The following is a 12,427-nucleotide window of genomic DNA, read 5'->3' as shown; positions in this document are numbered from 1 at the left end:
CGGCCCGGCAGTCCGGCTCGGCAGTCCGGCCGGGGCGTCAGAACTCCGTGACGTCCAGCTCGCCGTCCGCGTACTGCTTGCGGATCACCTTCTTGTCGAACTTGCCCACGCTCGTCTTCGGCACGGCCGGGACCGTCGCCCACCGCTCCGGCAGCTGCCACTTCGCGATCCTGCCGGCGAGGAACGCCCTCAGCTCCTCGTAGTCCGCGGTCGCGCCCTCCTTCAGCACCACCGTCGCCAGCGGGCGCTCGCTCCACCTGTCGTCCGGTACGGCGACGACGGCCGCCTCCGCGACGTCCGGGTGGGCCATCAGGGCGTTCTCCAGCTCCACGCTCGAAATCCACTCTCCGCCGGACTTGATGACGTCCTTCGCGCGGTCGGTGAGGGTGAGGTAGCCGTCGGGGCTGATGACGCCGATGTCGCCGGTCCTGAGCCAGCCGTCCGCGCTGAACTTGTCGTCCGGCCTGAGGTCCTCGCCGGCCGCGCCGCCGTAGTACGCCCCCGCGATCCAGTTGCCGCGTACCTCCAGCTCACCCGCCGATTCGCCGTCCCAGGCGAGGACGTCGCCACCGGGCCCGACCAGGCGCGCCTCGACACCGGCCGGGAAGCGGCCCTGCGTGACGCGGTACGGCCACTCCTCCTCGGGGGTGAGCCCGGCCGGCGGGTGGGCCATGGTGCCGAGCGGCGAGGTCTCCGTCATGCCCCAGGCGTGGCACAGGCGCACCCCGAGCTTGTCGTACGCCTCCATGAGGGCGGGCGGGCAGGCCGCGCCGCCGATGGTGACGCTCGCCATGGAGGAGAGGTCGCGGGGGCGGGCCGTGACCTCGGCGAGCAGGCCCTGCCAGATGGTGGGGACGGCGGCGGCGTGCGTCGGCTTCTCGCGCTCGATCATCTCGGCGAGCGGGGCGGGCTGGAGGAAGCGGTCCGGCATGAGCATGTTGATGCCGGTCATGAAGGTGGCGTGCGGCACCCCCCAGGCCATGACGTGGAACTGCGGCACCACGACGAGGGTGGTGTCGCGGTCGGTCAGACCCATCGACTCGGTCATGTTGACCTGCATGGAGTGCAGGTAGAGCGAGCGGTGGGAGTAGACGACGCCCTTGGGGTCACCGGTGGTGCCGGAGGTGTAGCACATGGCCGCGGCGGCGCGTTCGTCCAGCTCGGGCCAGTCGTACGTGGTGGGGCGGTCCGCTATCAGGTCCTCGTACGCGTGCACGCGCGGCGCGCAGCCGTCGAGGAGCGAGCGGTCGCCGGGACCCGACACGACCACGTGCTCGACGGTCTTCAGGTGCGGGAGGAGCGGCGCGAGCAGCGGCAGCAGCGAGCCGTCGGCGATGACGACGCGGTCGGCGGCGTGGTTGACGATCCAGGCCAGCTGCCCCGGGGGCAGGCGCAGATTGAGCGGGTGGAGCACGGCGCCCATGGAGGGGATCGCGAGATACGCCTCCACGTGCTCCGCGTTGTTCCACATGAGGGTCGCGATCCGCTGGTCGCCGTCGACACCGAGCTCGTCGCGCAGGGCGTTCGCGAGCCGGATGGCGCGCTCGCCGGTCTCGGCGAAGGTGCGGCGCCGGGGCTCGGCCTCACCGGTCCAGGTGGTGACCTGTGAGCGACCGTGGATCGTCATCCCGTGCGTCAGGATGCGGGTCACGGTCAGTGGTACGTCCTGCATGGTGCTCAGCACGGCGTCCTCCCGGTGGGCGCTACGTGGCAGTAATAAGGGTGGCCTGATTCTGCGCACGTACCGCTCGGTATGTCACTACTTCCGGGGGTACGAATCGGCTGAGACCCGCGAAGAGGCCCGGGGAGAGCCGGGGAGACCCGGGGAGATCAGCGGGCCGGGGCCAGTTCCGGGTCCTCGCGGAGTTTGCCGAGGGCGCGCGAGACGGCGCTCTTGACCGTACCGACGGAGACGCCGAGGATCTCGGCCGTCTGGACCTCGCTGAGGTCCTCGTAGTAGCGCAGGACGACCATCGCGCGCTGGCGGTCCGGCAGCTTCATGACCGCCCGCCACATCGCGTCGCGCAGCGCCTGCTGCTCGGCGGGGTCGGCGGCCGTGGTGGCGGCGGTGGCGGTGGCGGCCGGCTCGGGCAGCTCGTCGGTGGCGAACTCGTCGACCTTGCGCTTGCGCCACTGGGAGGTGCGGGTGTTGAGCAGGGCGCGGCGTACGTAGCCGTCGAGGGCGCGGTGGTCCTCGATGCGGTCCCAGGCGACGTACGTCTTGGTGAGCGCCGTCTGCAGCAGGTCCTCCGCGTCGCACGGGTTCGCGGTGAGCGAGCGCGCGGTGCGCAGCAGCACGGGCCCCCGGGCGCGGACGTACACGGAGAACGACGGACAGGGCGTCGGTGCCGGCGTCGGCGTCGGCGCCCTCGTCGCCGCCTTGGAGGCGCTGGTGCAGACAGGCGTGGTCATGGCTCCACGCTAGGAGCGGGTACCGCGCCGCGGATCGGCCCCAGGTCCCGGAGCCGGATCCGCCTCAGGTTGTAGGGATGGTGCCGGCCCCACCTCCTGAGGGTGGAGGACGCACGGACTTCCGTAGGGGGCGCGTCTCGGGGGCGGAGCCGGCTCGTCGGCCGTTGCGGCAGGTCAGGGGTGTTTCAGGAGCGGGTCAGGAACGGATCCGGGCGACCGGGGCGTCCACCGTGTTGCGGTCGATGCTCAGGCGCCGGCCTCCGTGCTTCTCCGTGACGTTCCCGGCGTACTGGTGGATGCGGCGGTGCGGCGTCCAGGCCCGGTCGGACAGGGACCGCTCGCCGTACAGCGACGGCTTGCCGTTCCAGCGGGCGAACCACATCGCCGACGGCAGGTCCGCCTCCTTCGCCTTGCGGGCGCGCTCCATGTGCCGCACGCCGGAATCCGCGCTGCTGTAGAAGCCGGGGAGGTACGCGTACTTGCGCACTTCACGGCTCCAGCCGCGGACGAAGTCGAGGGTGGTGCGGGCGCAGCGGCTGTTTCCCGCGTCGTACGCCTCCATGTCGAGGTAGAGCGCGCTGCCCTTGAGCATGCCCAGCGCCTTCGCCGCGCGGACCGCCTGCCTGGCCTCCTTCTTGCCCTGGCGCCAGGGCGCGTTGCCCATCCTGACGTGCCGCTTGTTCTTGGCCACTACGCAGGGGGACTGCGAGCCGACGAAGACGGGCAGCACCCGCCAGCCCGTCCGGTCCACCTCCGCCACCCACTTCTTGGTGAGGTTGCGCTGCTTGGGACAGGCCCGGCCGCGGCCTCCGAAGTAGACGCCGACGGCCCGGTACGGGGAGGAGCGCCAGGCGCGCATCGTGGAGAGCGACGGGGTCAGGCAGGTGTCGAAGGCCCGGCCGCGGAAGGTCACGGTGGGGGCCGCGGCGGGGGCAGGAGCGGAGGCCGGGGCGGGGGCCGGGGCTCTCGACTGTGCGTCCGCCTGTCGCGGAACGCCCAGCACTCCGAGCACGGCCACCAGCGCGACTGCGTATCCGAGGAGTCTCTGCAGGTACATGGGGAGGTACATGGGGAGAGTGAACGTGCCCCCGGCGCCGCCGGGCGCCTCTCACACCCCGCCGTCAGCCATCCGCGCCCAGGTTCAACCCGGACGTGGGAACTCCTTGCCCGGGCGGCGGCACCCGGGCGGCGGTACCCGGGCGGCGGTATCCGGGCGGCGGTATCCGGGCGTGATCACGCCCCGGAACGGGAACGGCCTGCGTGACGGCGCCGACAGCACCATCACGCAGGCAGTCATTCACCCCGCAGCACAGACCCCGGCCGGGCCCCGGCTCACCAGAGCTCGGCGAAGTTCACCGCGACGTTGTCGTTGGACTGGTCGATCGCCGTGAAGCCCCAGCCGCTCACGCTCGCCGTGTTGTTCTGGTTCGACGCACCGGCACCCGTCGCGACCTGCTGTGTGGTGGTCGAGTTGCCGTAGTTGTCGTTGCCGACACCGCTGCCGCCGATCGTGGCCACGCTGGCGTTGGATCCGTCGTTCGCGAAGGAACCGTTGTCCGCGAGGGCGACACCCGAGAAGAGAGCGGCCGCGAGGGGCAGGGTGGCAACGGCGGCGATGACGCGAGCGGTACGGATGTTTGCCATGTGAATTCCTCCGTGGGCTGTAAGTACGGCTTTTTCCGGGGCAGTTGGCCGACTGCCTCAGTGTTGGTCACGACGTCGCGAGATCAGAATTGCCCACCGAATCCCCGGCGAACCAGGTCGGAGTCCCTTATTCCCCCTCAAGCGTGAGGACATGTCGATAAACACCCTTCACGCCCCCAAAACCCCAGCTCACCCCTGTCGCACCCCACACCCCGGACCCACCAAGGGAAAAAGCGTTCCCCCGCATTTCCGGCCACCCCCTTCCCTCGTCCGCCCCCCTTCCTTTATTCGAACCTACGTACGAAAATAGATCCATGGCCACCTACGACCGGCGCACCGCCACCCTGGCCCTCGCCCACGCCCTCTCCGCAGCCGAGCGCGGGCTCCCCGTCATCCCCTGTCCCGCACCAAACTCCCCGCCCTGCGCTCCCCGCACCGGGACGCCCCCGAGCCGTTCCTGTGCCGGGGCGAGTGCGGGCGCCCGGGACACGGTGTCCACGACGCCACCGCCGACCCCGCCACCGTCCGCGCCCTCTTCGCCGCCGCCCCCTGGGCGACCGGCTACGGCATCGCCTGCGGCCGCTCCCCGCACCACCTCATCGGCATCGACCTGGACACGAAGTCGGACACCGACGCCACCGCCTCCCTCAGGCACCTGGCGCTGCGGCACCTCTTCACGATCCCGGAGACCGTCGTCGTCCTCACCCCCAGCGGCGGCCGCCACATCTGGCTGACCGGCCCGCCCGGCGTCACCGTCCCCAACTCCGCGAGCCGCCTCGCCCCCGGCATCGACATCCGCGGCGCCGGGGGCTACCTGGTGGGCCCCGGCTCCCTCACCGACCACGGCATCTACCGCACCGCGCCCGGCACCGGCCACCTCGCGCCGGCCCCCTGCCCCGGCGCGCTCCTGCGCCTCCTCGTGCCCCCCGCCCGTTCCCACCCCCGCGCGGGCCGCCCCGCCGACGGGCCCGGACACGGCCACGGCCTGGTCCAGTTCGTACGGGCGGCACACGAGGGCCAGCGCAACACCCGCCTGTTCTGGGCCGCTTGCCGCGCGTACGAGGACGGCATCGGCGACTCCCTCGCGGACGCACTCGCCGAAGCGGCCGTCCACGCGGGCCTCACCGACCGCGAGGCCCGCGCCACCCTCGCCTCCGCCGCCCGCCTCACCACGGCCTCCTGAGCCCGCGCGCACGCCACCGCGCGAGCACACAGCGCCGCGCGCGAGCACACACGGGACACGCGCCGGACATGCCGAAGGGACGCCCGGAAACTCCGGACGCCCCTTCGGACGGACTGCGGTGGGTGTGGGATTTGAACCCACGGTGACATCGCTGCCACGACGGTTTTCAAGAGAGTGCTGTGAGAAACGACTCCGGTGTGCCTGACCTGCACCTACCGAGCTTTCAGGCCCTCTTAGGTTCGGTTGTGGTCCACTCCTGGTCCACAGGTCTCACTTCCGCGGGGCTCGCACGTCGGGCACACGCCTTCGCCTGATCGAGTTCTCCTGGGGGAAGACTGTTCACATGCCACGTGAGTACCGGGTCGGGATCGTCTGCACCGACAGGGGACAGCATGCACGGATTCGCTTGACCATGGCACGACGTGAACCCGACGGTAGTCATGGGATGACCTATGCATTCAGATATTTTGCGTCGCCCATGAGTGATGCCGAGCCTGGCTCCATGGTGGGACGCAATTCGTACATCTTCAGATGTCCCTCGTGCTCGCGCACTCCACAGGTCGAGGCAACAAGATGGTGGCAGATCGTAGATGAAATGAGGGCTGGGGGCTTCACAGAGCTGGATGTCTCGTTGCTACCATGACCCTGCTGCCGTATGGATCGGGCAGCCCCTGGGCGAGGACGGGGTTACTTTCCAGTCGCTTGAGCGACGTTCGCCGCAAGCCCACTCATCCGGTGGGTAGCTTCTAGCTGCCCACGGAGACTTCATGCAGGGCTTTATCCTCGATGTCCTTGCCAATCTGGCCGCAAGCTCAGTTGCAACCATGGGCGTACTTGCGACCCGCAACGTGCTGTCCCGTTGGCGTAGTCGTCGAAGCCAGCGAAGCGACGGCGACGCCAGCTAGCCACGACGGCCAGCCGACCGGTCCCGCGTTGAGGCAGACACGGGACCGGTGCTAGCTGGCTAGTGACCCTGGCGAACATCCCAGTGTCGTCAGCTCAGTGTGTTCTCGATGGCCTCGAAGATGTCGGCGTCGGTCTCCTGCTGCCAGGACGGCAGGTCGGGCCAGTCAGCCACGTAGCCCGGCTTCGGGTCCTCGAAGTACTTGAACATCTGGGCCGTCCAGCACGTCGCAACGAACCGGCTCTTCTGTTCACGGGACAGCCTCGACGTGTGGCCGCCGCTGATCTCGATGAACTGCCGGACCTGGTCGTAGACCGATCCGGCGGCCTCGCGCTCCCACTGCGGGGTCTCTTCCCACGGGGTGACGTAACCGGCCTTCGGCTCCCCGGGGAAGTGCTGATGCACCCCCGCGATCCAGGTTTCCCGGAACAGTCGTGCACCTTCGGTCTGCGACATGTCTGCCCCTCTCGTCACGGCGTGCTCAGCGTGGCGATCTCCGCCCCCAGCTCCGCTACGCGGTGGTCGCGGTTCAAGGGACCGAACTCGTCGCACAGGGCTTGGAGTCTACGGGCGACGTACCCGGATGCTGAGGCTCGGGCCAGGCCGACGGCTTCCCGCCCGTACGCAAGAACCTGGTCTGGATCACGCCGCTTCGCGCCGATGGCGGCCAGGCTGGTCAGCACTGCACCCCGGCGCCGATATGACTGCCCCGACGCAAGGGCTGTCTGCGCCAATGCGCTCTTCAACGTCGCTTCCGCCAGGTCCAGGCGTCCGAGCTGCACGTACCGCGCACCGCGTTCCTCGGCCAGGCGAGTGCCGTCGAACCGGAGCCATCCGCCATTCGTACTGTCCGCGGTGAGATCCATGACCTTCTCGGCCTGGTCCAGCGCGCGTTCGCACGCTGTGAGGTCCCCAAGGCCGGCGTACGCCTCCGCTTGGACCGACGCGACCCAATGCCGCGTCGAAAGGTCGCTGTCCCCTCGACCGGCCAGTCGTTCGGCCGCACCCAGCATCTGCGCCGCCTGGCGGTAGCGCTGCTCGGACATGTCCACGTAGGCGTGGCGTACGAGGGCGCAGGCCCACAGGTCGTACGCGCCCGCGTCCTTGCTGACTGAGGCCGCGAGCGAGTACGAGGCTGCGGCGTCGGTGTACCGGTTCCCGTCGAAGGCGACTTCGCCGGCCATCTGGAAGAGATCCGCCGCTGCGCTCAGAAGGGGGCGGGAGCCGCCTCGGCTGGCAGCCAGTGCTCCGTTCAGAGTCGTCAGCTGGTCACGGATGACGGGGTAGACCGAGCCTTTCGAACGCGCCAGTTGGTAGACCTGCCACAGGTGGCTGTTCATCCGCTCGAAGTCGGCGGGCATCCCCCTCAGCACCCCATCGGCGAGGGCCTCGGCCTCGTCGACTGGCAGGGCCGTCAGGGCCCCGCTGACCGTGAGGATGCGGAGGAATTCGCGGCGGATCATTTCGTCGGGGTCTCCCGCGCTCGGGTGGTCACTGGACTGCTGCCCTGTGGCCTCCTGCCCTGCGGCTCGTAACTCTGTCAGGAGGGCGTCAAGCTCTTGGAGGCTGACTTCGAGGGCGATGGCCAAGCCTCGCCGCTGAGGTGGCTGCGGTTCGATCCTGCCGCTCTCCCAGCGCCCGACCGTCGTGCGGTCCACGCCGAGCAACCCGGCCAATGTCTCCTGACTGTAGCCCAGGGTCCTACGCCGTTCGGCTAGCCCCATGACGACCCCTTCCCGCGACTTCGAAGCCTGCGGCACCCGTGCACGGATCTGATCCAAGAATGCGGCATGTATGCCGTGGAGTCCTTCGACTCTCGCCGCTTTCATGAGAGTTGACGCGAACAGACCGGTCATGAAGCAGCGGAAGGGTGCGCATATGGGAACGCAGAACGGCGCCGATGGGCACGTCCACAAACGACGCTCTCGGCCTCTCGACCTCGCTTCCGAGCCGCGCCTCCTCATGACGCTTCGCGTCTCCCGCGACTCCGGTCGTACGTGGTCTCGGACGACCCGTGTCCAGTCGGGTGACCCTTACGTCATCCTCTCGGACCCGGGCCGCTACCCGCCGTGCGAGTGCCCGCGCTGTGGCGGCGAGCCAGTATCCGCCCGTGCACTCAGCCCGGCACCCGTCAAGCCGGGGACGGCGTAGTGGATGCCTTACCTCAAGCACGGCGGAACGGTTGTGACCCGCAGGGCTGGCGCCAACAACTCGCTGTGTTCCTCTACATCGTCGGCGTGAGCGTCGTTGTGGTGGTCCTGGCCCTAGCTGGGGACCCCGGCCACTGACCCCCAGATCTCGGCCTCGCTCTTCCTGAGCACGCCCGGGTCCGATGCACCAACCGCGAGTGGTGCCAGCCCCGCCTATTTGGCTTTCTCTTCTGTATGGAGCCCCTTCGTGGAAAGCGCACCACACACGCCGTTCCGGCACCCTCACCCCCCTCGCAACGAGAGCTGCGGGGACTGGGCGGTAGCGGCGCCGACTCGTCCGGCAAGAGCTGCGGCACCTGCAACGGGCTCGGCGAGATCTACTGCCGCGCTGGCCGCCAGGGCTTGCGCGCGCCGTCACGTTCCGTGATTCGGAAGGAAGGGCACTGATGACCCACGCTCTGATCGCCTCCCCGTTCCTCGACGGGCACCTACTCCTCAAGCCTGGGGCTCGGTCCGGGGCCCGGATCCCCACCGCCGATTACAACGAGCTGCGGAACGCCACCGCCGACGGCCAAGCGCTGCCCGCATGGGCGGTGCAGACCGCCGCCGAGGTGTGGGGCCTGGATCTCATCGGCCGACGCGTGCAGGGCACGGTGCTGGTGCGCGAGCCGTCCCCGTACGGCTATTGCCGCGCCTCCTGGGAGATCAACCTCGGCTGCAACTTCGGCTGCAAGCACTGCTACCTCGGCGAGCGCCCCTTCTCCGGCCTCGACTGGGAGGGCAAGGTGCGGCTGCTGGACATCATGCGCGAGGCCGGTGTCCTCTGGCTCCAGATCACTGGCGGCGAGCCCACCATGGACCCTCACTTCCAGGGCGCCTACCGGTACGCCTGGCAGGCCGGGATGATGCTCACCATCTCCACCAACGGCTCGCTGCTCTGGCGGCCGGACCTCCTCAAGCTCTTCCGCGACAGCCCGCCCTACCGGCTGGTCGTCAGCATGTACGGGGCGAGCGAAGAATCCTTCGACACGCTCACCCAGCGCCGCGGGGCCTGGAAGGCATTCCGGCGCGGCATGGACGCCGCGCGCGAGGCGGGCCTGCCCCTGCGCATCAACGTCGTGGTGACCGAGGACAACGCCTCGGAGGCCGATGAGATGGCCGCCCTAGCCGAGGAGTGGAACGTCGAGAACCACGCGTACACGAACATGACGCCCACGATTTATGGCGGTGGTGAGCCTCTGCTCGCCCAGTCCGCCGCGCACCTGCGGCAGCGCAAGCCGTTCGCCGGATGCAACGCGGGACACACCTTCTTCCACGCCGACCCGCACGCCAAGGTATCGATCTGCAAGGTCGGCCGGGACGACCAGATCGACCTCATGGCTGAAGGCGTCGACGGCCTCACCCGGCTCGGCGCGATTGCCGACCGCCTCATGCTTCGCACCGGAGGGTGCGAGGGCTGCGCCTTGTCCGGCACCTGCCGGGTCTGCCGCCCCCTGGCCAAGCACTACCAGGAAGCCAAGGCGCCGCTGCACAGCTACTGCCAACACGGCGACAAGGAGAACGCATCATGACCCCGCCCGTACTGGTGGACCTTCTGCCCGGCCCGCCGCCCTCGGCGCGCCGCGCTGCACCGCCCGTAGCCGCCCTCGCGGTGACCGCCGTCCTGGACCTGGACGACATCGTGGAGAGCGCAGAGTGCTCCTGCGACGCCGGCGACGACAACCCCCACTGACCGACGGATCCAGTCGGTTCCGCTCAGGCCCTGGCGTATTCGCGTCGGGGCCTGAGCCCTGACCGGCCGACCGCTAGGGTGCCGCTCATGCTCTTCCGTTGGGACTGGCTCCAGCCCGTATTGACCGCGCCGATCGTGCCGACGCTCGGTCCCGTCCATCCCAACGCCCTGACCGTCGACATCTTCGAAGACACCCTGCGAGTGGCCGCCACCGGGGACTTCCTCCCCTACGACAAGGACCGGCGCTGGGGCGGGGAGAAGGACGAGATGGTCCTCCGCGACGACGTGGTGCACCAGCCGGATCACACCCTCATCCCCACCCTGAACCGGCGCGGACGCGGCACCGTCAAAGTGTTCGCCTATGGGCACTGCGGCAGTGTCGTGAACAAGGCAGCAGAGCTGGCCGCCAAACTCGCCGCCTTGCACGACGCGGTCAACGGCCGAGTCGTGCGCCCGCTCGGCCCCGAGACCGACTCCCCCCGCGGCACTCGCATCCAACTCCAGGACTTCACCACCCGCGCCTGCTCCGACCCCGGCAGCCCGGTCCGCCCTGTGACCGACTGGCCGACCACAGTCCAGGAGACCTTCGCGCCGTTCGCCACTGCCATGGCCGCTGATGGCCTGGCCTTCCTCCACGCCCAGATGCAGGACGGCCTGTGCGGCCCGGTCCTCGCCGCCGCCGTGGAGGACCGAATTTTGGGCGCGATCGGCCCCATGGAAGTACGCCCCGACGCGATCGGATGCGCCCAGCTGATGCCTCAGTACTTCGCCGTCCTACCCGAGGCGCGAGGTCAGGGCTTGGGCCGCGCCCTATGGCGGGCCGCGATGCACTGGGGCCAGTCCCACAGCGCCGCCTACCAGCTCCTTCAGACCGAGGTCGGCGGCCCTTCCGACAGGCTGTGCCAGGCCGAAGGACTGACCTCCCTCGGTTTCAGTCACACCACACCGGCGTAGCCACTTCAGCGCCTGCGCTCCCACGACAACTGCACTACCCGCTCTGGCCGTCGCCCATGCTGGTGCGGCGTACAACGCGGTCGGCCGGAGCGGCTTTGGCCGGTGTCCTGTTCGGGTTGGGGTCGGGCATGTTCAGGGGGCCGTACGCTGGCCCGGCAACTCGGGCAGGCTTTGCCCCTGCCCGGAATTTGAACGAGTGGCCCCCTGGACTTGCCCGACGCGGGCCCCGAGCCGAACAGGTGGGTAAAGCCGTGGAGGCCGGCCGCCCCGGCCACAGCTGGTTGAACGGCAATCCGCGGTGAACGGTGCGGACTTGGCATGCGCCCCGCTCCTGCTGGCCGTGCTCTTCGTGGGGCGGCAGGCGAGGTTCTTCACGGGTATGGCTGCCCGCTTCTCGGGCTTTTGCGGCGCGAGCGGGCGGGGGCCGTCGCGGGCGGTGGCGGAGACATGGAGCCAGCGGCGGCCTGGGGCCGCCGCGCCGCGCGGCCCGCGCCAGCGGGCCGCCTTGATCCAGTAAAGAAACTTTGGACAGCTCACCCCTTCGGCTGCTTTCGGCCGGTAGGCAGTGGGCGCTTTGCCATGTTTCACCCCGTTCTCCTAGCGATCTAGCTGTTTCACACCAGTCTGTTCGCGGGATCGCCGGAATCTATCCACAGGCTCCCCGCTGTCTGATGTTCCTGCTGGAAGTTGTCCACAGGTGTACAGCCGGATGCGGGGCCGCTGGAAAAGGGGCGGAGATGCGCGTTCTGAGGGGTGTCCGCTTTCGCTGATTGCGTGCGGCTCGCGCCGGAAGTTCCGGGGCCTATGTACACAGAAAACGAGAGATGTGATCCAGGTCATGTACATGCGGGGTCAGACGCGGACCGATTGCGACACCTCTATAGGCATCCCGGGGTCGCGGGCGGCGAAACATAGCCGACGATCGCCGGTTAGGGAAACCGGGAATTCTCCGGATCATTGCCGCAGTCGGAGAGCCCGCGCACCAGGAGAAGGGGCTGTGATGGGGGTCACATGGGCGACTGTCACACGCTCAGGGTTTTCGACACCTGTAGCAAGTGAGAGTCCGGATGCCCCTCGGACGGCTCGTATCCGGCGGGGCGGAAATTCGGAATTCACGGATTCTCCGGAGGATTACCGGAGGGCTGCGGCCCAGGAAGCAGAGGTGGGACGGGTGGGGATCGATGGCGGTCCGCGCTGGTCACAGCGGCCGACGGCTTTCCGCGTGGCGGTACGGCCCTGCGACTCTTCCGCCCGTACGGCGGGAAGTCAGGAGGGTTTCGCCTACGCGCTCCCGCCCGGCGGGCACCAGGGTTGCGGCAGGGAGTCCGGGTTCAGCAGGCTTCCGGAACAAGAGGCCCGATGGTGCACGCGAGCGTCACCAGGGCGGGCCACCGAGGGGTCTTGCGAAACGGTACGAAAGCACGGCACGGCGATGGACGGGGAAACGG

At 69.3% G+C, this 12,427-nt stretch carries 9 protein-coding genes and 1 pseudogene; 4 read left to right on the top strand and 6 right to left on the bottom strand.

Features of this window, described 5'->3' with window-relative positions; genetic code table 11:
- Window positions 1-37: 37 nt before the first annotated feature.
- The 4 genes from ACWDZ4_RS11110 to ACWDZ4_RS11095 all read right to left on the bottom strand — a co-directional run bounded on the left by ACWDZ4_RS11110 (window position 38) and on the right by ACWDZ4_RS11095 (window position 4,056).
- A complete protein-coding gene (locus tag ACWDZ4_RS11110; protein WP_451508116.1) occupies window positions 38-1,684 on the bottom strand; it encodes a long-chain fatty acid--CoA ligase in 1,647 nt (548 codons plus the stop codon).
- A 146-nt stretch (window positions 1,685-1,830) separates the two neighbouring features.
- Window positions 1,831-2,412, bottom strand: coding sequence for a SigE family RNA polymerase sigma factor (locus ACWDZ4_RS11105; RefSeq protein ID WP_451508115.1), 582 nt, complete (start codon window positions 2,410-2,412; stop codon window positions 1,831-1,833).
- A 196-nt stretch (window positions 2,413-2,608) separates the two neighbouring features.
- On the bottom strand, window positions 2,609-3,481 hold the full coding sequence (locus ACWDZ4_RS11100) for a DUF1906 domain-containing protein (protein ID WP_451508114.1): 873 nt from the start codon (window positions 3,479-3,481) through the stop codon (window positions 2,609-2,611).
- Window positions 3,482-3,744: 263 nt separating this feature from the next.
- Entirely contained in the window at window positions 3,745-4,056 is a 312-nt protein-coding gene (locus ACWDZ4_RS11095; protein WP_451508113.1) for a hypothetical protein, read from the bottom strand.
- A 314-nt stretch (window positions 4,057-4,370) separates the two neighbouring features.
- On the opposite strand from ACWDZ4_RS11095, the pseudogene ACWDZ4_RS11090 reads away from it, so the two are divergent.
- A pseudogene (locus tag ACWDZ4_RS11090) lies at window positions 4,371-5,239 on the top strand (bifunctional DNA primase/polymerase).
- Between the two features lie 994 nt (window positions 5,240-6,233).
- Here ACWDZ4_RS11090 and ACWDZ4_RS11085 read toward each other — a convergent pair.
- Window positions 6,234-6,599, bottom strand: a complete 366-nt coding sequence (locus tag ACWDZ4_RS11085) for a hypothetical protein (RefSeq protein WP_451508112.1) — start codon at window positions 6,597-6,599, stop codon at window positions 6,234-6,236.
- Window positions 6,600-6,613: 14 nt separating this feature from the next.
- Window positions 6,614-7,867: a helix-turn-helix transcriptional regulator gene (locus ACWDZ4_RS11080; RefSeq protein WP_451508194.1), complete on the bottom strand. Its 1,254-nt coding sequence runs from the start codon at window positions 7,865-7,867 to the stop codon at window positions 6,614-6,616.
- An 872-nt stretch (window positions 7,868-8,739) separates the two neighbouring features.
- Here ACWDZ4_RS11080 and ACWDZ4_RS11075 point away from each other — a divergent pair.
- The 3 genes from ACWDZ4_RS11075 (at window position 8,740) to ACWDZ4_RS11065 (ending at window position 10,979) form a co-directional block, all read left to right on the top strand.
- Window positions 8,740-9,864 (top strand): radical SAM protein, encoded by a 1,125-nt coding sequence (locus ACWDZ4_RS11075; protein WP_451508111.1) that lies wholly within the window; start codon window positions 8,740-8,742, stop codon window positions 9,862-9,864.
- On the top strand, window positions 9,861-10,025 hold the full coding sequence (locus tag ACWDZ4_RS11070) for a hypothetical protein (protein WP_331742349.1): 165 nt from the start codon (window positions 9,861-9,863) through the stop codon (window positions 10,023-10,025). The genes ACWDZ4_RS11075 and ACWDZ4_RS11070 overlap by 4 nt, the downstream gene beginning before the upstream one ends.
- An 87-nt stretch (window positions 10,026-10,112) precedes the next feature.
- On the top strand, window positions 10,113-10,979 hold the full coding sequence (locus ACWDZ4_RS11065; RefSeq protein WP_451508110.1) for a GNAT family N-acetyltransferase: 867 nt from the start codon (window positions 10,113-10,115) through the stop codon (window positions 10,977-10,979).
- The last annotated feature ends 1,448 nt before the right edge of the window (window positions 10,980-12,427 follow it).

It is taken from the genome of Streptomyces sp. NPDC003016, from assembly GCF_053591455.1.
Note: the sequence above shows the minus strand (reverse complement) of the source record. Positions and strands in the feature narration are given on the sequence as shown.